The organism is Paenimyroides marinum (assembly GCF_900108395.1).
Taxonomy (GTDB): Bacteria; Bacteroidota; Bacteroidia; order Flavobacteriales; family Flavobacteriaceae; genus Flavobacterium; species Flavobacterium marinum.
The window spans coordinates 1-23,654 of the sequence record NZ_FNXE01000006.1 but is presented as its reverse complement, the minus strand read 5'-3'; the positions used below and the strand labels follow the sequence as shown (position 1 = coordinate 23,654).

At 34.4% G+C, this 23,654-nt stretch carries 19 protein-coding genes and 1 tRNA gene; 16 read left to right on the top strand and 4 right to left on the bottom strand.

Features of this window, described 5'->3' with window-relative positions:
• Positions 1 to 17: 17 nt before the first annotated feature.
• Entirely contained in the window at positions 18 to 875 is an 858-nt protein-coding gene (gene hisG / locus BLW20_RS03385; protein WP_091096353.1) for an ATP phosphoribosyltransferase, read from the bottom strand.
• A 1,036-nt stretch (positions 876 to 1,911) separates the two neighbouring features.
• Here hisG and BLW20_RS03380 point away from each other — a divergent pair.
• From BLW20_RS03380 to acnA, 7 genes are all read left to right on the top strand, one after another.
• Positions 1,912 to 2,283: a diacylglycerol kinase family protein gene (locus tag BLW20_RS03380; RefSeq protein ID WP_091096351.1), complete on the top strand. Its 372-nt coding sequence runs from the start codon at positions 1,912 to 1,914 to the stop codon at positions 2,281 to 2,283.
• Between the two features lies 1 nt (position 2,284).
• Positions 2,285 to 4,729 (top strand): DNA translocase FtsK, encoded by a 2,445-nt coding sequence (locus BLW20_RS03375; protein ID WP_091096487.1) that lies wholly within the window; start codon positions 2,285 to 2,287, stop codon positions 4,727 to 4,729.
• Positions 4,730 to 5,353 carry an outer membrane lipoprotein periplasmic chaperone LolA1 gene (locus BLW20_RS03370; RefSeq protein ID WP_091096349.1) on the top strand — a complete coding sequence of 208 codons (624 nt, stop codon included), beginning with the start codon at positions 4,730 to 4,732 and terminating at the stop codon, positions 5,351 to 5,353.
• Positions 5,354 to 5,361: 8 nt separating this feature from the next.
• Positions 5,362 to 6,813, top strand: a complete 1,452-nt coding sequence (locus BLW20_RS03365) for an LptF/LptG family permease (protein ID WP_091096347.1) — start codon at positions 5,362 to 5,364, stop codon at positions 6,811 to 6,813.
• Positions 6,806 to 7,939: a 3,4-dihydroxy-2-butanone-4-phosphate synthase gene (ribB, locus tag BLW20_RS03360; RefSeq protein WP_091096345.1), complete on the top strand. Its 1,134-nt coding sequence runs from the start codon at positions 6,806 to 6,808 to the stop codon at positions 7,937 to 7,939. Before BLW20_RS03365 ends, ribB begins: the two co-directional genes overlap by 8 nt.
• Positions 7,940 to 8,018: 79 nt before the next feature.
• Positions 8,019 to 8,103 (top strand) — tRNA-Ser (locus BLW20_RS03355).
• Positions 8,104 to 8,287: 184 nt separating this feature from the next.
• Positions 8,288 to 11,062: an aconitate hydratase AcnA gene (gene acnA, locus BLW20_RS03350; protein WP_091096343.1), complete on the top strand. Its 2,775-nt coding sequence runs from the start codon at positions 8,288 to 8,290 to the stop codon at positions 11,060 to 11,062.
• Positions 11,063 to 11,099: 37 nt separating this feature from the next.
• On the opposite strand, the gene BLW20_RS03345 is transcribed toward acnA, so the two are convergent.
• The 3 genes from BLW20_RS03345 to BLW20_RS03335 form a co-directional block, all read right to left on the bottom strand.
• Positions 11,100 to 11,999, bottom strand: a complete 900-nt coding sequence (locus BLW20_RS03345; protein ID WP_091096341.1) for a sterol desaturase family protein — start codon at positions 11,997 to 11,999, stop codon at positions 11,100 to 11,102.
• A gap of 190 nt (positions 12,000 to 12,189) precedes the next feature.
• Positions 12,190 to 12,795 carry a trimeric intracellular cation channel family protein gene (locus BLW20_RS03340; protein WP_091096339.1) on the bottom strand — a complete coding sequence of 202 codons (606 nt, stop codon included), beginning with the start codon at positions 12,793 to 12,795 and terminating at the stop codon, positions 12,190 to 12,192.
• Positions 12,792 to 13,532 (bottom strand): RDD family protein, encoded by a 741-nt coding sequence (locus tag BLW20_RS03335; RefSeq protein ID WP_091096337.1) that lies wholly within the window; start codon positions 13,530 to 13,532, stop codon positions 12,792 to 12,794. Before BLW20_RS03335 ends, BLW20_RS03340 begins: the two co-directional genes overlap by 4 nt.
• A 19-nt stretch (positions 13,533 to 13,551) precedes the next feature.
• Here BLW20_RS03335 and BLW20_RS03330 point away from each other — a divergent pair, with 19 nt between their 5' ends.
• The 9 genes from BLW20_RS03330 (at position 13,552) to BLW20_RS03295 (ending at position 23,603) form a co-directional block, all read left to right on the top strand.
• Positions 13,552 to 14,520: a stage II sporulation protein M gene (locus BLW20_RS03330; RefSeq protein WP_091096484.1), complete on the top strand. Its 969-nt coding sequence runs from the start codon at positions 13,552 to 13,554 to the stop codon at positions 14,518 to 14,520.
• Entirely contained in the window at positions 14,513 to 15,478 is a 966-nt protein-coding gene (locus BLW20_RS03325; RefSeq protein ID WP_091096335.1) for a hypothetical protein, read from the top strand. Before BLW20_RS03330 ends, BLW20_RS03325 begins: the two co-directional genes overlap by 8 nt.
• Positions 15,471 to 16,265: a hypothetical protein gene (locus BLW20_RS03320; RefSeq protein ID WP_091096334.1), complete on the top strand. Its 795-nt coding sequence runs from the start codon at positions 15,471 to 15,473 to the stop codon at positions 16,263 to 16,265. The genes BLW20_RS03325 and BLW20_RS03320 overlap by 8 nt, the downstream gene beginning before the upstream one ends.
• Positions 16,265 to 17,458, top strand: a complete 1,194-nt coding sequence (locus tag BLW20_RS03315; RefSeq protein WP_091096332.1) for a DUF4350 domain-containing protein — start codon at positions 16,265 to 16,267, stop codon at positions 17,456 to 17,458. Before BLW20_RS03320 ends, BLW20_RS03315 begins: the two co-directional genes overlap by 1 nt.
• Positions 17,439 to 18,431, top strand: a complete 993-nt coding sequence (locus BLW20_RS03310; protein ID WP_091096329.1) for an AAA family ATPase — start codon at positions 17,439 to 17,441, stop codon at positions 18,429 to 18,431. The genes BLW20_RS03315 and BLW20_RS03310 overlap by 20 nt, the downstream gene beginning before the upstream one ends.
• Positions 18,432 to 18,481: 50 nt before the next feature.
• The gene (locus BLW20_RS14650; RefSeq protein WP_177165022.1) at positions 18,482 to 19,804 is read left to right on the top strand and encodes a DUF58 domain-containing protein; all 1,323 of its coding nucleotides are present in this window, start codon (positions 18,482 to 18,484) and stop codon (positions 19,802 to 19,804) included.
• Positions 19,805 to 20,611 carry a TrmH family RNA methyltransferase gene (locus tag BLW20_RS14645; RefSeq protein ID WP_177165021.1) on the top strand — a complete coding sequence of 269 codons (807 nt, stop codon included), beginning with the start codon at positions 19,805 to 19,807 and terminating at the stop codon, positions 20,609 to 20,611.
• Between the two features lie 43 nt (positions 20,612 to 20,654).
• Positions 20,655 to 21,287, top strand: coding sequence for an outer membrane beta-barrel protein (locus tag BLW20_RS03300; protein WP_091096328.1), 633 nt, complete (start codon positions 20,655 to 20,657; stop codon positions 21,285 to 21,287).
• A 111-nt stretch (positions 21,288 to 21,398) separates the two neighbouring features.
• Complete coding sequence (locus BLW20_RS03295; protein ID WP_091096326.1) at positions 21,399 to 23,603, top strand: RelA/SpoT family protein; 2,205 nt, start codon at positions 21,399 to 21,401, stop codon at positions 23,601 to 23,603.
• The last annotated feature ends 51 nt before the right edge of the window (positions 23,604 to 23,654 follow it).

Here is a 23,654-nt window from a genome sequence, read left to right as displayed (position 1 = left end):
ATTTTTTTTGAGTTCATTTACACAATCATTTTTTCGATAGGAATAACAAGAATTCCTTCTGCTCCTGCTTCTTTCAGTTCGTCTATGACTTCCCAGAATTTGTCTTCTCTGATAACTGAATGTAAGCTGCTCCAACTTTCTTTTGCTAATGGCAGAATGGTTGGACTGTTCATTCCTGGTAGAATTGTTTTGATTTTTTCCAGTTTAGAATTTGGGGTATTCAATAAAATATATTTGTTTTCTTTCGCTTTCCGAACGGACTGGATACGGAACAACAGTTTTTCTAAAATCTGTTTTTTTGAATCTTCTAAATCATGATTTGCTACCAAAACCGCCTGACTGTCCAGCACTTTCTCTACTTCTTTTAAACCATTCGAAAGCAGGGTGCTACCGCTGCTTACAATATCACAGATACCGTCTGCCAAACCGATTCCCGGTGCAATTTCTACACTTCCTGATATAACTTCTATAGTTACTTCGATTTGTAGTTTCTGAAAATATTCCGATAAAATATTGGGATAAGAGGTTGCGATGCGTTTGTTTCTGAAAAATTCCAGACTCTCGTATTGTGTTTCTTTAGGAACTGCCAGACTCAGCCGGCAGGAAGAAAAACCAAGCTTTTCAACGAGATTGATTTTCTTTTTACTTTCAACCAGAACATTTTCCCCTATGATGCCTAGATCAGCGACTTGTTGTTCAACGTATTGGGGAATGTCATCGTCTCTCAAAAACAAAATTTCAATTGGAAAATTAGTAGCTTCCGTGATTAGTTTTCCACCACCATTCGGAAATTTAATTCCGCATTCTTCCAGTAGCTTGATTGATTTTTCGCTAAGTCTGCCACTTTTTTGAATGGCAATTTTAAGTTTACTCATTTTTTAATATTTATTAAATGTTTGAGTAAATCTTAACTATGGAAAAACTGTAAAAAGAAAAATCCCGTTTGATTTACTCAAACGGGATTAGATTTAGATATTTTGAATTTACAGCATATCATTCTCAGCTCGCTTGAGTGCAAGTATGAAAATGATGATGATGTAATTGGTTAAACATTCTTTGAATTTTAAATTACGGGGTAAAGATAAATATTTTTTATTATTCAAATAATAATTTTTTTATATTTCGTAATTAAATACACGACAAAAAGATTAAAATACTGATATTTAGATTAATGAAACCTGATAATAAACACTCTGCTATGTAGTCTAAACCGTATTTAAAAACCGATACAGTTCTATTCCCGTGTTTTATGGTTTTTACTCCTGAGAGATAACAAGATTGTCCGTGCATTTTTACAATCTTATGATAGTGCCTTACTTCCCCTATTTTCATATTATTGAATAAATGCCAAGCGGTTATTTCTTTTTGTTTTTTAGGACAGTATATTTTGAAATTATTCCGTATTCTGATATAATATCGAATGCGGTTTTGATTCAAAAACGACAGCCAATCTTCTCCAACAAACTCCCTGTCAGCCAATAAACAGTCAATACAATCTTTACCAAACCAATCGATACAATCCTGTATTTAAGCCATCCGTTCAGCAGTATTAGGGTTCCTTCTTTTATCCAACATTATGAACATCAATGGAAAAGCTACATTTTTGTAACTTACACCCAACATTAGAATATTGATATTTTTTTCACCAAACTTCCAGTTGGTTCAGTCCATTACTTGCCCTAAGCACTTTATTTTATTTTTAATTAATTATAATTTTTGTCGTGTATTAAATTCTTTGGGATAAACTCAAAGAGGTCTTTCGTTGATGATTCGTCCGAAGTATTCGTTTTTAGACACAGGGCTGCTCTCCATCTCTAGGCACTAAGTAACTTCTGTCTTTCGTAATATTTTGTTTGGCTGCAAATTTACATTGCCAAATATTTTCAGTAATTTTGCCTAAATTGTTTGTTAATGAATCAAGAAAAAACATCGTTTATTTCAGGTAGAATTAAAAGTGTAACCTACGCTTTAAAAGGATTTTATCTGCTAACCACCACAGAACACAGTATTATTACGCAATTAATTATAAGTGCAGCAATGTGTGTTGTTGGTTTTTATTTTAAGATCAGTTCGGTGGAATGGATGTTTCAGATATTTGCAACAGGTCTGGTTTTAACCGCAGAAGGATTAAATACCGCTATTGAAAAAATTTGTGATTACCTTCAACCCAGTTTCGATAAAAAAATAGGATTTATAAAGGATATTGCAGCCGGTGCCGTTACATTTGCGGCATTTACCGCCATAATTATTGGTGCTATTATTTATTTACCAAAAATATTTTAAAATGACCGCTAAGAAAAAAAAATCTGCCAAACAAACCGTAAATAAACAGGTTCTGCCAAAAACAAAGCAAACCGCAACTAATGGTGCACGCCTAAGTTTTATTTTTGGAACTATTTTTTTAATGAGTACCATTATTCTGCTTTGTAGTTTTATTTCGTATTTTACCACAGGTTCTTACGATCAAAGTTTGGTAAATGAGCTGGGCAACCGCGAGGTAGAACCACAAAACTGGGTAGGAAAATTAGGAGCATGGCTTTCGCACAAGTTTATTTTTGAAGGTTTTGGTATTGCATCTTTTCTGTTCATTAAAATATTTGGCGAAATAGCCCTTTGGTTTGGTATCCGTTTTAAAGCAGAAAAATTACGAAAAATGATTTTTTGGGATGTGTTTGCCATTTTGGTTTTATCGTTTACTCTTGGTCATTTTGGTGCAAGTCATCCATTATTAGGTGGAGTTGTTGGTTTTGAAATGAATGATTATCTGCAAGATTACATCGGTCAGATCGGAACCATGCTTGTTGTTCTTTTCCTTGTAATTTTTTATTTGATTTTCAGAGTAAAAATGGCACCTAAAGTGTTCACAAGCGTAGTTTCTAATACGCATGCCCGGCTTAAGGACAATCTTGAAAAAGCAGAAGAAATTATTTCTACACAGCCTGTACCGTCCGTTAGCAATCAACCTGTAAAACAACAAGAAGAAAAACCAAACATTCCGTCTGTTCCTGTTACAAAAGAAATGGCAATACCTACAGTGACTAACGAAGTTGCTTTTGAGTTAAACAAAACAGAGAAAAAAACAGATGCTCCAAAAGAATTTTCCGTCTCTGATACAACCTCAAAGGTGGAACATCACGAAGAATTTATTATTGAAACCATTGAAGAAGAAGAACCTTTAACGGATGATTTATCGAACAAAATTGTTGAAAATTTTGGTTTGTTTGATCCCACGTTAGAGTTATCTAAATACCAGTTCCCACCCAGCGATTTGTTATATGAACACACTACCGGCGGCATTACCATTAACCAGGCAGAGTTAGAAGAAAACAAAAACCGAATTGTTGAAACGCTGAACAATTACAAAATTGGTATTGCTCAAATTAAAGCAACTGTGGGTCCCACGGTGACTTTATACGAAATTGTGCCCGATGCCGGTATCCGTATTTCAAAAATCAAAAGTTTAGAAGACGATATTGCTTTGTCGTTATCAGCTTTGGGAATCCGTATCATTGCACCTATTCCGGGTAAAGGAACGATTGGTATCGAAGTACCAAACACCAAACCAACAACGGTATCAATGAAATCATTGATTTTATCACCCAAATTTCAAAATGCCGAAATGGAACTTCCTGTAGCGATTGGGAAAACCATTTCAAACGAAACCTTTGTTTTTGATTTGGCAAAAATGCCCCATTTATTAATGGCGGGTGCTACCGGACAAGGAAAATCAGTGGGTTTAAATGCTGTTTTAACTTCATTGTTGTACAAGAAACATCCTGCCGAAGTAAAATTTGTTTTGGTCGATCCAAAAAAAGTAGAATTAACATTATTCAATAAAATTGAACGTCACTTTTTAGCAAAATTACCAGATACCGAAGATGCGATTATTACTGACAATACTAAGGTAATTAATACGTTAAATTCATTGTGTATTGAAATGGACAACCGTTATTCGTTGTTAAAAGATGCGATGGTTCGAAACATTAAAGAATACAACGAAAAATTCAAGCAACGTAAATTAAATCCGGAGCACGGACACCGTTTTTTACCTTATATTGTTTTGGTGGTTGACGAGTTCGCCGATTTAATTATGACGGCAGGCAAAGAAGTAGAAACACCTATAGCCCGTTTGGCACAATTAGCCCGTGCCATTGGTATCCATTTAATCATTGCAACTCAACGCCCGTCGGTAAACGTAATTACGGGTATTATCAAGGCAAACTTCCCGGCACGTATTGCTTTCCGTGTATCGTCGAAAATTGATTCACGTACCATCTTAGATGGTCCTGGAGCCGATCAATTGATAGGTCGTGGAGATTTATTATTCACACAAGGAAATGATACCGTTCGGGTACAATGTGGATTTGTAGATACGCCTGAGGTAGAGAAAATAACGGAATTTATCGGATCTCAAAAAGGTTATGGAGATGCTTACCTGTTGCCTGAATATGTTGGTGAAGAAAGTGGCACAAGTCTTGATATTGATATATCAGAGCGCGATGTAATGTTCCGCGAAGCTGCCGAAATTATTGTTACGGCACAGCAAGGATCGGCATCGTTGCTTCAGCGAAAACTAAAATTGGGATACAATCGCGCCGGTCGATTAATCGATCAATTAGAGGCGGCAGGAATCGTTGGTCCTTTTGAAGGAAGTAAAGCACGTTCGGTTAATATTCCGGATTTGGTTTCATTAGACGAATTTTTAGAAAACGAAAAAAGCAAAATGTAAATGAAAAGATTAGCAACACTAATTTCCATTTTTTTTATAAGCATATCAACTTATGCTCAAAATGCAGCTGCAGCCAAAACATTGTTAGACGAAGTTTCTGCAAAAACCAAAAGTTACAACAATATGGTAATTGATTTTAGCTTTAACAACGGTAAAGAGGAAACCAGCGGTAAAGCTACCATACAGGGCGAAAAATATGTGGCTGAATTTATGGGAATCACGCAGATTTTTGACGGATCAAAAACGTATATCATCAACCCAAATGATGAAGAAGTAACCATTGCAAGTGCCAATTCAGCAGAAACGCAAGCGGTTAGCATTGGTAATTTATTGTCGTTTTATAAAAAAGGATACAGTTATGTGTGGGATAAAAAACAAACGATAAACGGCAAAACAATCCAGTATATAAAATTGATTCCTACAGATAAAAAAAGCGTTAATGAGATTTATTTGGGCATCGATACCAAAACAAAAAATATTTACAACCGAACCGATGTTTATAAAGGCGGAAGCAAATCGGTAATTACCATAAAATCTTTTAAAACAAATCAAACTTTGTCAAAAAACCTTTTTACCTTTACAAAATCAAAATATCCAAATTATTACATCAACAATTTAGATTAAAGTAACACGTGAAAATACTTGATCGATATATATTAACAAGTTTCGTAAAAACTTTTTTTTCGGTATTTGCAATCTTGTTTTTCATTTTTGTATTGCAGGGAATTTGGGTCTTTATTGGTGATTTAGCCGGTAAAGACCTTGATTTTATCACCATATTTAAGTTTTTGTTTTTTTATTCGCCTAAAATGATTCCGATGGTTCTGCCTTTATCGGTTCTTTTGGCGTCGATCATGACTTTTGGTGATTTCTCTGAAAACTACGAATTTGCCGCCATGAAATCATCAGGAATTTCGTTGCAGCGAGCCATGCGTTCATTGATTATTTTCATTTTGCTTTTATCGGGATTGTCTTTTTGGTTTGTAAACAATATCGCACCAAAATCTGAATTTAAGTTTGTAAACATGCGGCGAGATATTTTGCATACCAAACCGGCAATGGCAATTACTGCGGGGCAATTTACCAGTTTAGGTGCACTGAATATTAAAGTGGATGAAAAATATGGCGAAAAAGATGAACAATTACGCAATGTAACCATGCACGTAATCAGCCAGCAAAACAATCAAAACAAAACGGTTATCAAGGCAAATACCGGACGGATTGAAACACATGAAAACAGTCCTATTTTAAAGCTGCATTTGTTTAACGGAAATTATTACGAAGACGTAACATCTAAAAAAAGCCATCTTACCAAACCGTTTGTAAAATCTGAATTCAAGCATTATATCATGAGTATTGATGTATCTGAATTTGACAATTCGGAACAAGAACTTCAAGAAATATCAAATACTGCCAATATGATGAATATTTCGCAGTTAAATTATACCATTGATTCATTAAACGTTAATCTGAAAAATGAACAAAAGGTACAAGTTGAGGCAGATAACGACAACAACCGCCTGTTTTTATCTAACAACAAAAGAGATAGTAAAATAGCATATAAAAACGTCAGCTTAGATTCGTTACTTACCTTTAAAACACGTAGCGAAAAAATCAGTTTATATTCTAACGCTTCAGCCGTTGCCGAAAGCATCCGGTTCAATATTACCAACAATAAAAATTCGTTAACCGAAAAATCGAAATACATTAACCGCCACTGGATTGCTTTGTACGAGAAATTCGTCATTGCTTTTTCCTGTTTGTTAATGTTCTTTATTGGAGCACCGCTTGGAGCTATTATTAGAAAAGGTGGTTTGGGATTGCCAATGGTTTTTGCCGTATTGATATTTATAACCTATCACTTTATCAATACATTCGGAAAAAAACTGGCGCAAGAAAACGGTATTACACCTTTTTTTGGCACTTGGCTTTCTACATTGGTACTACTGCCAATGGCAATTACTTTTACCTATAAAGCCACACGAGATCGAGGTATAAACAGCATTGATAATTTGTTATACCCAATAACAAGTTACTTTAAAACAAAATTTAAAAAGAAACAAAACACCACAGAAAATGTCTGATATAAAATTAAATACGATAGAAGAAGCTATTGAAGATATCCGTCAAGGAAAAATAGTTATTGTAGTCGATGACGAAGACCGTGAAAATGAAGGCGATTTTATAGCCGCCGCAGAAATGGTTTCGCCCGAAATGATCAACTTTATGGCAATGCATGGTCGTGGATTGATCTGTGCACCTTTAACCCAAAAACGCTGTAAAGAGCTGGATTTAAAACCCATGGTAACCAACAATACCGTTTTGCATCAAACAGCATTTACCGTTTCGGTTGATTTAATTGGTCACGGATGCACCACAGGAATTTCAGCACATGACCGATCAAAAACCATTGAATTTTTAGTAAAAGACGATACCAAACCCGAAGACTTAGGTCGTCCCGGACATATCTTTCCTTTAATCGCTAAAGAGGGTGGTGTTTTACGAAGAACCGGTCACACAGAAGCAGCTGTTGATTTAGCGCGATTAGCCGGATTGAAGCCTGCAGGAATTTTAGTCGAAATTTTAAACGAAGACGGATCTATGGCTCGTTTACCTCAATTGGTTGAAGTAGCCAAAAAATTCAACATGAAATTAATCTCAATTGAAGATTTGGTAGCTTACCGAATGAAGCATGATAGTCTAATTCAAAAGAAAGAAGATTTTGACATTCAAACAAAATTTGGAACCTACCGTTTACGTGCCTATTTACAGGTAACCAACAAGCAAGTGCACATTGCTTTGACCAAAGGCGTTTGGAATAATGGAGATGCTGTTTTAACAAGAATCAATTCATCACAGGTAAACAATGATATTTTAGGCAATTTAACCAACAATCAAGATGAAAAGTTAGACCAAATGTTTACAGCCATTGAGAAAGAAGGTAAAGGAGCTATATTGTTTATCAATCAAGAATACAACACCCTTGATTTATTAAAACGTTTAAGTGAACTTAAAGAATTACAGGCACAAACCAATGAAATGGTAAAAGCACCCAAAATACAGTTAGACACTAAGGATTTTGGTATCGGTGCTCAGATTCTTCATGACATCAATATTTCAAAAATTAAATTAATGAGTAATTCAGAACACGGTAAACGCGTGGGTATGGTTGGCTATGGTTTGGAAATTGTAGATTATATTAATTTTTAAAAAAATTGTTTGTAGAATAAAAAAATCATTTTATATTTGCACCACAATTAACAAAGGTAACAATGTTAGTTGAGACCGAGGAGAAATGGCAGAGTGGTCGAATGCGGCAGTCTTGAAAACTGTTGACTGTAACAGGTCCGGGGGTTCGAATCCCTCTTTCTCCGCAAAACAAAAAGACGTTGGGAAATCAACGTCTTTTTGTATTTAAACATATAAGAATTAGTAGTTCTTTCATTGAAGTAATTAATAATTCCTATATTCGTACTATACTAACTTCTTAGTCACTATATATTTATTTGCTTTCCATTCAATTATTACCTAACTTTATAAGGCTATAAAAACTTTATTATGACTAACACGAATCCAAAATCTACAAAAACAATAACCATAAACGGAAAAACATTTAGTTATTGTTCCTTAAAAGATATACCGGAAGGTACGGTAAAGCATCTGCCTTTCAGTATCCGAATTTTGCTTGAAAATGTATTGAGAAATTACGATGGTTTCAGTATCACCGATGAACATATTAACACCCTTGTGAACTGGACTCCGCAACCTGTAGATAAGGATATTCCTTTTAAACCGGCACGTATTCTAATGCAGGATTTTACTGGCGTACCGGCAGTGGTGGATATGGCTTCACTTCGGGCAGAGTTTGTTCGTCACGGAAAAGACGGACAGAAAATTAATCCGGCAATTCCTGTAGATTTGGTAATTGACCATTCGGTTCAGGTAGATAATTTTGGAACAGATTATTCGTATGCAAAAAATGTTGCGTTAGAATATCAACGTAATAACGAACGGTACGAATTATTAAAATGGGCACAAAACGGCTTAAAAAACTTTACAGTTGTGCCTCCCGGAATGGGTATTTGTCATCAGGTAAATTTAGAATATCTGGCAAAAGGAATTATTGAACGTGACGATTGGTTGTTTCCCGATACATTAGTTGGAACCGATTCGCATACGCCAATGGTTAATGGCTTAGGCGTTGTTGGCTGGGGTGCCGGCGGAATTGAAGCTGAAGCAGCCATGTTAGGTCAGCCTATTTTCTTTACTTGTCCGGAAGTAATCGGATTAAAACTAACAGGAAAAATACCCGAAGCTTGTACCGCAACCGATATGGTACTGTCTATTACAAAAGTGCTTAGAGATAAAGGTGTGGTGGGAAAATTTGTAGAACTTTTTGGCGACGGTTTAGATCATTTAACAGTTACCGATCGGGCAACTATCGCCAATATGTCTCCGGAATTTGGCTGTACCATTACCTATTTCCCTATTGATGATCGTACATTGGAATATATGAGATCTACCAACCGTTCTGAACAACAGATTAAAATTGTTGAAGAATATGCCAAAGAAAATCTTTTGTGGCGCACGGGCAATGAAGATATTACCTTTTCTTCTGTTGTTGAGTTCGATTTATCTTCTTTAGAACCTACCGTATCAGGTCCTAAGCGACCTCAGGATAAAATATTGGTTAAAGATTTAGGCAATCAGTTTGCTAATTTACTGGATCAGGAAAACAATCGCAGCTATATTTTACCTTCTGAAAGAAAAGAATCTGCCTGGCTTGCCGATGGTGGTTCAGGTACAGAATTTACCTTTGGAAAGGTTCCCATGAAAAAAGAATCTGATCTGGAAGTGGTAAAAGATGCCATGCAATCTGTACGGATTAAATATAAAAATCAGGAATTTATTTTAAGCGACGGAAGTATCGTCATTGCAGCCATCACAAGTTGTACCAATACTTCAAATCCGGCAGTAATGATTGGTGCAGGTTTGTTGGCCCGCAAAGCGATAGAAAAAGGGTTGCGTACCAAATCATGGGTAAAAACTTCTTTAGCACCGGGCTCAAAAGTAGTAACAAAATATTTAGACAGGTCTGGCCTAACTGCTGATTTAGAAGCTCTTCGATTTCATACGGTGGGATACGGATGTACTTCATGTATAGGGAATTCAGGTCCCTTACCTCCGCATATTGCCGAAGCTGTTGATAAAGGCGAACTGGTAGGAGCATCAGTACTTTCAGGAAACAGAAATTTTGAAGCCCGGGTGCATCCTCAGGTAAAAATGAATTTTTTAATGTCGCCCATGTTAGTAGTTGCGTATGCTTTGGTTGGCAGAGTTGATATTGATTTAATGAATGATCCGCTGTCTTACGATCCTAACGGACAACCTGTTTATTTGAAAGACATCTGGCCAAGCAGGGAAGAAATTATTCAAACAGTGAATGATTGTGTAAAACAAGGTGATTTTCAGGAAGTTTACGATGTAATTTTCGATGGATCTGATGACTGGCAAAATCTTGAAGTGAGCTTAGATGAGCGTTTTAAATGGAATGATGCTTCTACTTATATAAAAGAAGCTCCGTTTTTTGAAAATCTTCAGGTACATCCTGATAGTATTGTTGATATTACCAATGCCCGTGTATTATTGTATTTGGGCGATTCGGTAACAACAGACCATATTTCACCGGCAGGATCTTTTCGCGAAGATAGTGCCGCAGGCAAATATTTAATTTCTCATGGTGTAGAAAAAGTAGATTTTAATTCGTACGGTTCACGTAGAGGAAATCACGAAGTAATGATGCGCGGAACGTTTGCCAATGTACGTATCAAAAATAAAATTGCAGATAAAGAAGGCGGATACAGTAAACATTTTCCAAGCGGAGTGGTAAATACAGTTTTTGAAACGGCGATGGAATATCAAAAAACAAATACTCCTTTGATTGTTTTAGCCGGTAAAGAATACGGATCGGGATCATCGCGGGATTGGGCTGCAAAAGGCACTTATTTATTAGGAATTAAAGCAGTTATTGCTGAAAGTTTTGAGCGTATCCATCGCAGCAATTTAGTAGGAATGGGAGTTGCACCATTAGTGTTTGTTAAGGGTCAAAATGCTGAAAATTTGGGGTTAGACGGTACCGAAGTGTTTGATATAACAGGTTTGGAAAACAATCTGACTCCTCATAAACTTTTAGATGTTAAAGCAACACATCCTAATGGAAAAATAACAGAATTCCAAGTAATGGCACGTATGGATTCTCTTATCGAAATAGAATATTACAGAAACAATGGTATTCTTCAGTATGTTTTAAGAGATTATCTTAAAAAAGAATAATCATCAAAAAAGGATTTAACATAATTGTTAAATCCTTTTATTTTTTTACACTTTTTTTTAATCTATCAATAGCACCGGGACTTCCAAAAACAAAGAACCATTTTTGTTTAATTGTTTTTGCCTTTTTGATATCATTGATCATCGTTTCATATTCGTGAAAGTTTAAATATAAAGGATTCAGTTTCTGATTCATTTTTGTAGTAATTCCATAGGTTGGTGTTTCTTCTTCGGGATGATATGTTTTCATCAATTTATCCCAGAAAATAAAGATAGCACCAAAATTTTTATCGATATACTTTTCGTCGGATCCATGATGTACTCTGTGATTAGAGGGCGTTACAAAGATGTTTTCCACAATTTTAGGTAATTTTCCAATGTATTCAGTATGTTGCCAAAACTGAAACAATACCGAAATTTGATTGGTTATAAAAAATATTACCGGATGAAAACCTAAAAAAGCCAACGGTAAAAAGAACAATAATTTAAAGTGCTGAACCCAGCTTAATCTAAAAGAAACAGTTAAATTATAATTATCGGCACTGTGATGTACCACATGAGTGGCCCAAAAAAACCGATTAAAGTGAGAAACATAATGTGCCCAATAGCTACAAAAATCGTAAATTATTAAGCAAGGAAAAAGAGTCCACCAGTTTAATTCCATTCTCCACGGAACCATGTTATAAATATAAACAGCCCCATAAATAAACCCCAATTTAAAAAGTAAATTAATAGCTACGTTTCCTAAACCTACAAATAAAGAGCCCAAACTTTCTTTTGTGTCGTAATTACGTTTGTTAGAGTACCAGGAATACCAGATTTCAAGGACGGTAAAAAAAGCCATCAACGGAATGGCATAAATAATTAAATCACCAGATTGTTGTTCTAAATCTTTAATACTGTTATAAGAAATGGGAGGAGCTCCAAAGAAATCATTCATATTTTTAAATTGTTTTTTCTGTTTTAAGCACAGAATTAAACTTATTTTTTGAAGATAGCTATTATTATTTATGCAGCCTAATTTGTATTTCTTTTTAACAAAGAGTTAAAAGATTTTGTTAATAAGAAACTACTTTAAATTAAGAAGTTTTTAGATAATGAATGACTTAATCAAAATGATTTTTTTATATTTACTTAATCCCAATCTGTGGGAGAGTCCAGTGAAACTTAACAGCTAACAAACGGATTAAAATAATGGTTCCGGCAGTGGCAATGTATATAAAATCATCATTTATATTGAGAAATTTTAATATAAAAAATATAGTTCCTCCAAGTAAACAAGCGGTTGCATAGATTTCTTTTCTAAAGATTACCGGAATTTCATTACACAGAATATCACGTGTTACACCACCAAAACAAGCGGTAATTGTTCCGAGTAAAATACAAACAATCGGGCTTAAATCTACCAATAAGCCTTTTTCGATACCTGTTATGGTAAAGATTCCAATTCCGATGGTATCAAACAAAAAAAGTGATTTTCTAAAACTATTTAACCGGGTTCTAAAAATAATAGCAATGATTGTGGAAGCGGTTACAATATAAAATGTTTGCAAATTCAACAACCAAAAAACAGGTGTGTTTCCTATTAGCAAATCGCGTAAAGTTCCGCCCCCGATTGACGTTACCATGGCAATGATAAAAACGCCAAAAAAGTCTAATTTTTTTGTCATTCCTGCCAATGCACCTGAAATAGCAAAAGCAATAAGTCCTAAAGTATCTAATATGGTAAAAATCATCTGCTTGTTAAATGATTAAAATCGTTGATAACGGTTTGGATGAACTGATGAGAATTTAATTGATGATTCTTTATGGTGGTTACCTCTTCAATTTTTGATACCAGTTCATTAATCATCAGTACATCATTTTGAATAATTGCCGTGTTGTATGCTTTTTTAATGATATTCATATCGTGATCAGACAACCGCAAAACCGTGGGGAAAGTGACAACATATTCATCAGACAGATCATTTAAAAAACGATGGTTTAATTTTACGTTAGATTTTAAACTGATCACGGTGGTATCGGTTACCATATCCCCTAACCTTTGACTTTTGCTGCTAAAAATGATTCCTAATATAGCCGGTAATCCCGATAAAATATAAATATCAACCAAACGAAACAGCCAGCGACTAAAATAATCTGAAAAGCATGCCTGATAACCTTCGATTTTCACCACGCGTATTTTCATTATTCTTTTGCCTATGGTTTGTCCGTTTGTCCAGCTTTCAAAAAATAAAGTGTAAAAAATAAACGGTATAAAAAGTGCAAACATAACCACACCCTGCTCCCAACTGTCTAACGAATTTAAAAGTCGTTGCAAATGAAATACTTCATACATTAAATACAAAACAGCAAACACATACGCCATTTTTATAGCCATATCAATAATAAACGCCACAATGCGTTCACCTAACGATGCCGGTCTAAAATTTATTGCAACATTTTGTGCAGTGTTTATAGTTATTTCGGTCATTATTTATATTTTAGCAGATATGAGAGAAATTGCTTTTATAAAACAAAATAAAGAAAAATGGTTAGATATTGAGCAACAATTAACCATAAAAAATAAAATTTCTGCCGATGACTGGTCTCAAATGTATGTTCAGTTAAGCAATGATTTGGCTTTCTCACAGACCTATTATCCTAAAAGCGACGTTACTGCTTATTTAAACAACCTTGCAAGTACGGTGCATCAAAAGGTTTATACCAGTTATAAATATGAGGGCAACGTTTTAAGTACTTTCTTTTTTCATGAAGTGCCGTTGATTGCCTATAAATACCGAAAAGTTCTTTATTTTTCGCTGATTTTATTTTTGATTTTTGTGGGAATAGGTGTTATTTCTGCCGCTTATGACGAACGGTTTGTCCGTTTAATTTTAGGCGATGCCTATGTAAATAAAACGTTAGATAACATTGCAAAAGGCGATGCCATGGCGGTTTACCAAGGTTCATCTAACTGGGGAAGCGCGTTTGGTATCACCTTAAACAATTTGTACGTGGGAATGCGTTGTTATATCTATGGCATTTTTCTTGGTTTAGGAACATTTTATGTAATGATACAAAATGCCATTATGTTGGGCAGTTTTCAGTATTTCTTTTATGAAAAAGGCGTTTTTACTGAAAGTATCCGCGGAATATGGTTACATGGCTCTATGGAAATTATGGGTATTATTATCGAAGTAACTGCCGGATTTATTTTAGGAGCCAGCATTTTGTTTCCCGAAACATATACCCGAATGCAATCGTTGAAAACAGGGTTTAAAAACAGCTTTAAATTGTTTATAAGTACTATGCCTTTTACTATTTTTGCAGGAATGATCGAAGGGTATATTACCCGATATGCAAAAGAAATGCCCAACACTTTAAATTATTTAATCATTATAAGTACGTTGGCGTTGATTACGTTTTATTATTTTGTATATCCCATTTTAGTTCATAAAAAAACACTTAAACATGCATAATACATTTCAATTATTTAAAATCCGCGGATTTGGCGAATTCATATCAGATACCTTTCAGTTTTTAAAACTACACGGGAAAAATTATTTTAAAAATTACCTGAAATTTTCTTTTGTTCCCTTGTTGCTGCTTATGGTTGCAATGTCGGTAATTGGCACGTTTTACTACCGGGTATTGACAACAAGTTTTGGTTATACTCAGGCGGCAGAAACCTTTGACAATGCCTTTGTTACCGAAAACGCTGTAATGCTTGTTGTTGGTATTATTGCCCTTATTTTTGTATCGCTTTATTTGTCGTTATTAAATTATTCTTACCCTGTTTATTACCTGCATTTATTGGCAAAAAACAACGAAGAAAAACCACAATTGCGTTCGGTACGCGAACTCTTTAAAAATGATTTGGGCAGATTGTTGCTTTTTGGCTTATTAAGCCTGATTACTTTTTTAATTGTAGGAATAATAGGTTTTGCCATTGCAGCAATTTTAACGTTCATTATTATCGGAATTTTTGCTTTTATATTGTTTATTCCGTTCTTGATGACCTGGTATTCATTAACATTATATTTTTATATCGATAAAAAACAATCGTTTTTTGATGCGTTCAAACATGCCTTTTACACAATTACCAACAACTTTTGGAACATTGTAGGCGCCAGTTTATGTATGATGATTATTGCTCAGGTAATCAGTACCATTGTAACAATTATACCTTACATGATTACAATGTTTGGAATGTTTTTCGGAACACAACAAGGTACCGGAGGTTTAGAAAATATGGATGATTCCATTTCAATATTTATGGTGGCAATGGTTTTGGTTTATTGCTTTTCCATCCTGGTAAGTATGATTTTAGGTCATTTACTATTGATACAAACCGGATTGGTCTATTATTCTGAACGCGAAAAATTAGAATACAACACTATGCGTCAATCTATTGATGAAATAGGAAAATATGAATAAATCTCTTCTTTTTGGAATGTTGTTTATCAGTTCATCGGTTTTTTCACAGACCGATCAGCCTTTTGATACCCTTACAAATCCAACAGAAATAGTAACAGAGGTTACAGAATATTCCCATACTGATCTATCAAAAGACACGCTTAACAGCATATTAGTCCCATTAAATAACGAAACGGTAAAACAACGCAATCTTTCTCCTGATTTTCAAGAGAATTATTCGGGCTCAGAATTTCAGTATGATGTAAAAAAAGAAAATGGTTTTTTGGCTCGCTTGCGTGAATGGTGGCGTGATTTCTTAGATTGGTTTAAAACAGATACCGATGAAACGTCGTATGTATTAGATGAAATCATCAATATCATCTTGGCTTTTCTGTTAATCATTGCCTTAGCATTTTTGGTTTATTATCTGAATAAAAAAGGATTTATCCGTTTGTTTTCTAAAAAAGAAGAACAAGTAATCAGCGAAAAATTCATCGAAGAAAACATTGACCGCATAGATTTCAATGAACTCACTCAAAAGGCAAAACAAGAAAACAATTTGCGAAAAGCCATTCGTTATTATTATTTGTGGTTGTTAAAAAACTGGTCACAAAACGAGCTGATCCAGTACGAACCCAACAAAACCACCAAGCAATATTTAAAAGAAATTGCTGTTGATGCCAACAAAACGGCTTTTCAGTATGTTTCTTATATTTATGACAACGTTTGGTATGGTTACCATGATATTCCTGAAAGTGATTTTTTAAAAATCGAAGAGCATTTTATACAACTAATAAACAAAAAATAATGAAAAGCGGATACATTAAATATTTGGTGTACTTTTTATTGGCGGCATTGGTTGTGGTGTTTATTCAATTTTATTTTCCAAATCCAATCAACTGGGATAAAAATTTCAATACCAAAAGTAAAAATCCTTATGGATTGTACGTTTTTAATAAAGAATTACCCAAATTATTAACCACCCAAACGTTAACCAAAACAGCTTTATCGCCTTATGAATATTTTTTAGACAATGAGCAAACAGCCAGTAAAACCACTTATTTGTTTGTTGAAAACCGCTATGGTTTCGATGAAATTTCGGCGAAACAAATTTTAGAAAAAGTTTCAAACGGAGCTGATTTAGTCATTGCATCAGAATCTTTTTATTATGCAAGTAACATTATTTTAGATACCTTAAATATTAAAACAAGTAGTATCAAAACCAATAATCTGCATTTTGTTGCTCACTCATCAAAAAAAGATACCCTAAAAATAAAAAACGAATACAATACTATTTTTACAGTAAAAGAGCCCGAAAAATTTACGGCTATCGCAAAATTAAACAGTAATTTGTCTTTTGTGTCCCGAAAATTTGGCAAGGGAACCATTTACATCAGCAACACTCCTATTCTACTGACCAATTATTATCTGTTAAACAATAAAGCTAATACCTTTGTTTTTGCCGAAAACTTTGCAGCGTTTCTTAAAAAAGAACATATTGTTTGGTTTGATCAAAATTATGACAGCGGGGAAATCGAAAGCAGCAATTCCATTTTTAAAGTGCTGTTTCAATACAAAAGTTTACGTTTTGCCTGGTACACTTTAATTATTGGCTTAATTCTGTACATGATTTTTTACGGAAAACGCAGACAACGTATCGTACCTGTAATTGAACCTGTTAAAAATTCAACCGTTGAATACATAGAAACTGTCGGAAATTTGTATTACCAGGAAAACAACCACACCCAACTTTTAGACAAACAGATCAAATACGCATTGCATTTTATCAGAACCGAATGGGGTATTACAACACAAAACCTTGACAATGATTTCAAAAATAAATTACAGCAAAAATCATTAGCTGCTAAAGAAGATATCAATGATTTTGTATATTTCATCATTCATTTTGATAAAAATTTAAAATACACACAAAAAGACTTAATTCATTTCAACCATTTGTTACAAAAAATAACTATTGATTATGGAAAACATAGAAAATAACGAAATATCATTCAACAGCCGCATTCCTTTAGACGAATTAAAAAACCAGATTGCAGCGATTAAAACCGAAATGCACAAAGTAATTATTGGTCAGGAAGAATTGATTGATTTACTTTTAGTGGCATTGATTTCGAACGGACACGTTTTAATTGAAGGTGTTCCGGGATTGGCAAAAACCTTAACCGCAAAATTACTTGCAAAAACTGTTCAGACTGATTTTTCACGTATCCAGTTCACACCTGATTTAATGCCGTCTGATATTTTAGGAACATCAATTTTTAACAATCAAAGCAATAATTTTGAATTTAAACAAGGTCCGGTTTTCTCTAACTTTATACTGATTGACGAAATCAACCGTGCCCCCGCAAAAACACAGGCAGCTTTGTTTGAAGTAATGGAAGAACGTCAAATTACCATTGATGGAACTACCTACGAAATGGAACAGCCGTTTTTGGTTTTAGCCACGCAAAATCCTATTGAACAAGAAGGAACGTATGCTTTGCCCGAAGCACAATTAGATCGTTTTTTAATGAAAATCACTATTGATTATCCCACATTAGAACAAGAAATTCAGTTGTTGCAATTAAAGCAGACAAACGATCATTCTGACAAAACATCTTTGTTAAATCCGGTGGTAAACGCACAGCAGTTAATTGAATTGCAACAATTGGCACAAAAAGTGGTAATTGAACCGCATTTAATTCAGTTTATTGCACAAATTGTAAACAATACCCGCAATCATAATTTCTTGTATTTAGGTGCATCGCCCCGTGCTTCCATTGCTATTTTAAACGCAGGTAAATCGTTTGCTTTAATCAACGGACGCGATTTTGTAACACCCGACGACATTAAATACGTTGCTTATTATGTATTAAATCACCGTTTAATTCTGGCTCCTGAACGCGAAATGGAAGGCATTACCATTAAAGATGTGGTTAAACAAATTGTTGAAACAGTAGAAATTCCCCGCTAATGAATACACTACTTTTCAGCACAATTTATGTAAGAAAGAACAGCAACTAAATGAAATTTCTATATCTAAATACACGCTTTTATTTAGCCTTATTGCTAACATTTATTCTATTTGTTACCGGATTTTTCGTGTCTGTTTTCTTCTATGCTGCCATTGTTTTTTTATTGATGATTTTAGCATTTGTTACTATTGAAACCTTTATGCTTTTTCATACCAAGGAAGGAATTTCAATGGAGCGGATTGTGCCGGAACGATTGTCAAATGGCGATAAAAATGAAATTGTATTAAAAATTAAAAACAATTATCCTTTTCAAATTTCTGCTGAAATAATAGACGAATTGCCTTTTCAGTTCCAGGAACGGAATTTCTTATTAACGACCGATTTCTTAAAACATTCCCATCAATCTTTATCCTATTTTGTCATTCCAAAACAACGTGGCGTATATAATTTTGGAATAACAAATGTGTATGCATCCACATTAATCAAACTGGTAAGTAAACGCTATAAACTTTCTGAAAATGAAAATATTACGGTTTATCCAAGTTTCTTGAATTTACGAAAGTACGAACTACTGGCTTCAAAAACAGCCTTATTACCAAACGGTATTAAACGCACACGGAAAATAGGTCAGTCATCAGAATTTGAACAAATTAAAGAATATGTTTTGGGCGATGATTTAAGACATGTTAACTGGAAAGCGTCTGCTAAAAAGCAGCATTTAATGGTAAACCATTATCAGGAAGAAAAAGCTCAAAACGTTTATTTATTGATTGATAAAGGCAGAACAATGAAAATGCCTTTTGACGGAATGACCTTATTAGATTATTCAATTAACGCTGCGTTAATGTTAGCCAATATTTCTGTAAAACGACAAGATAAAGCCGGATTATGGACTTTTGAAAAAAAAACCGATGTGTTTTTAAAAGCAGACAACAAACCCTTACAAATACGTAGAATTGTAGATGCTTTATACCATATTACCACCAATTTTAAAGAATCAAATTACGAATATGTATTGACAGATAGTTTAAAGAAAATTCAAAAACGCAGTTTGTTAATCCTTTTTACCAATTTTGAAACATTAGACGCCATGAATCGTCAGTTGCCCTATTTGAGGGCATTGGCAAAAAAACACGTATTATTGGTAATTATTTTTGAAAACACTTTATTAAATGAAGTACATTCTAAAAAAATAAATTCAACAAAAGATATTTATATTCAAACCATAGCATCTAAATTTGTGTACGAAAAACAACTGATTATTCAACAGTTACAAATACACGGAATCAAGACTGTTTATACCAAACCTGCCGATTTATCGGTAAATCTGCTGAATAAATATTTAGAAATTAAGCGACAAGAAATTATTTAAATGAAACAAATTACCAGCCTACAAAACCAGTTGATTAAAGATATTTTTCTGTTGCAGGAAAAAAGCAAAGCCCGCAAAAAATCACAATTATTTGTAATTGAAGGCATTCGCGAAATAGAAATCGCACTAAAAAATGCTTACCAAATAGAGCAACTTTTAATTTGTTTTGATTTATTTGAATCAGATAAACTCAATGATTTCAAACGTTTGATTTCGATTGATACGGAATTGATTGACATTTCGAAAGAAGTGTATCAAAAAATCGCTTACAGAGAAAGTACTGAAGGAATCATTGCCGTTGCCAAAACCAAAGATCATTCATTAGAAAATCTACAATTACCCAAAAATCCATTAATTGTGGTTTTAGAATCTTTAGAAAAACCCGGGAATATTGGAGCGGTATTGCGTACGGCAGACGCTGCAAACATTGATGCCGTTCTCATAGCCGACCCCAAAACCGATTTGTACAACCCAAACATTGTTCGTTCAAGTGTGGGTGCCATTTTCACAAACAATATCGCAACGGCAAGTACGCAAGAAACCATCAACTTTCTTAAAAACAACAACATAGCTATTTATAGTGCCATTTTACAAGAAGCCGTTCCTTATTTTTCTGTCAATCTCACAGAAGGTTCAGCTATTGTCGTGGGTACCGAAGCAATCGGTTTAAGTACTGTCTGGCGTGAACAGTCAACCGCTAACATCATTATACCAATGGAAGGTCAGATCGATTCAATGAACGTGTCGGTTGCGACAGCGGTATTAATTTTCGAGGCAAAACGACAAAGAAATGATCAAAAAATATAATTATTTAAAATTTTCGCTATATTTATAAAAAATTTAAAGATTTATGAAAAAAACAATATTAGCAGCTTTTTTTGCATTGGGACTTTTTGGTTTTTCTGCACAGGCACAGGTAATTCATAAGTACGAACGTTATACGAAGGAATATAAATGGAGAGTGGGTGTAAGTTACAATATGATGGATTTTAACTTTAACCACAGTGATGTTCCAGAAGGTGCCAGCATGATTTCAGGCGGAATCCCCGGAAAAGTAATGATAGGTTATGAATTTTTACCGAATTTAACCGTTGAAGCCGATTTTTCTATGAATGAAATGGAAATTGGCAATTCAATGAACGGGCAATTGGTTGAAAACAAAAACATTACAGTTACTTCTTTTAATGGATCATTAGCTTACAGCTTGGGTGGTTTGTTTAACATTCCTGTCGCAGATCCTTATATAAAGGCAGGAGTTGGGCATTTACGTTTAAACGAAACCGATTTAACCATGGCAAGTGCCGGTGGAGGTCTTAATATCTGGATTGCCGATATACCAGCAACAAAGAGTTCACGTTACCACCATGATAAATTTTACAGAAGAATTGGTTTAAATGTTGAAGCAATGGGAAGAGCCAATATCTCAACAGAGGGACCGGGTTCTCATGCACAATATTCAGCCGGTGTGTTTTATGTGTTTTAGTAGATTGAATCGTAATAATGAATATATGGGAGCTTTTTAGCTCCTTTTTTTTATAAAAATAGATACAGCGTTCAGAAATTTAGTATATTTAAACAAGAAAATGGGCGTTTTATGACACAAGAAGAAATAGAAAAAGAAAACAAAGAAATTGCACGGGAATATAAAGAACTTTTAAGCATTAGTTATCAAACACTTAACGATGAAGACAAGAAGTTGATCCGCAAAGCGTTCGATGTTGCCGTTGATGCACACAAAGATCAAAGAAGAAAATCGGGTGAAGCGTATATCTTCCACCCTATTGCTGTTGCTAAAATTGTTGCATCTGAAATTGGTCTGGGATCAACAGCTATTGCTGCAGCTTTAATGCACGATGTTGTTGAGGATACCGATATTACGGTTGAAGACATTCAGCGTATGTTTAACCCCCGAATTGCTAAAATTGTTGAGGGGTTAACCAAAATTTCAAGAATGGAACCCGATCCGGATATTTCACTTCAGGCAGAAAATTATCGTAAAATGTTGCTTACATTAAATGATGATGTGCGTGTGATCTTAATAAAAATAGCCGATCGTTTGCATAATATGCAGACAATGGAATCTATGGTGGCATATAAACAGGCTAAAATTGCATCTGAAACACTTTATATTTATGCTCCGCTGGCACACCGTTTGGGTTTGTTTAACATTAAAACCAAGTTAGAAGATTTAGGTTTAAAATACACCGAACCAGATGTTTACAATGATATTTTAAGCAAAACTAAAGAGAGTAAAGAAGAGCAAAATGCTTACATAGAAAGCATCACGTCGGTTTTAAACGAGGCGTTAGAGAAAGAATTCATAGATTTTACCATTAAAGGACGACCAAAGTCTATTTATTCGATACGACGAAAAATGAAGGCGCAAGGTGTTACCTTTGATCAGGTATATGATAAGTTTGCAATCCGTATCATTTATAAATCAGAACTTGCCGATGAAAAATTCATTGCCTGGAAAATCTATTCTATCGTAACAGACCATTACCGCCCCTCGCCAAGCAGACTGCGCGACTGGATTTCTTCGCCTAAATCAACCGGGTACGAAGCCTTACACATTACCGTTATGGGACCAAAAGGTCGCTGGGTTGAAGTACAAATACGCAGTGAGCGAATGGATGAAATTGCCGAAAAAGGTTATGCAGCCCATTATAAATACAAGCAAGGTATCACCGAAGAAAACAGTCTGGATAGATGGTTGAATCTACTTAAAGAAACTTTAGAAAATTCTGAAGCAAACGCTGTTGATTTTGTCGAAGATTTTAAATTGAATCTTTATGCAAAAGAAATATATATCTTTACGCCAAAAGGTGAAATTAAATCATTGCCCAAAGGAGCCACCGCTTTAGATTTCGCTTTCAGCATACATACCGATATTGGTTTAAGAACCCGTGGTACCAAAGTAAACGGCAAGTTAGTTCCGCTGAATTACGAATTAAATTCGGGCGATCAGGTAGAAATTATCACCTCGGCAAACCAAAAACCAAGTTCGCACTGGTTAGAATTTGTAACAACAGCACGAGCCAAAAATAAAATAAAAAATGCTCTAAACGAACACGTTAAACAAATATCAGAAGACGGTAAAGAACTTTTAACCCGTAAATTAAAACATCTCAAAGTTGTTCTTGACGAAAAAACGGTCAACGAACTGGTTAATTTCTTTAAATTAAAAACCAGTCAGGAATTGTTTTACCGTGTGGGATTGGGAAAAATTGAAAATCAGCAGCTTAAAGAATTTGCAAGTCAAAAAAACAGTAATGCTATTTTTAATTTCTTTAAGAAAACCATTCGAAAAGATACTCCTGAAATAAAAACAGAAACCAAGTTAGATTTAATTGTTTTCGGGAAAAACGACGAAAAATTAGATTATAAATTAGCAAATTGCTGTAACCCCATTCCGGGTGATAAAGTTTTTGGTTTTGTAACCATTAACGAAGGAATTAAAGTACACAAAGTAGATTGTCCCAACGCAATCAGTCTGCAATCTAATTACGCTTACAGAATTTTACCTGCAAAATGGATTGATTCTTCGGTTCAGGAATTCAATGCAACCTTAACCATAAAAGGAATCGACGGTTTAGGATTGACTAATGAATTAACACGCGTAATTTCTAATCAAATGAATGTGAATATACAAAGCATATCATTAAGTTCAAATGCAGGCGTTTTCACAGGTCAAATCACTGTAATAGTACCAAATATCCACGTTTTAAACAAGCTTATTGAAAATATCAAAGCCATAGACGGAGTAGAAAAAATAACACGTGTTATAGGTGCTGCTTAATTTTAAATCACTACTAAACGGGCAATCTTTCAAATAGGGCAAAATTAGTTG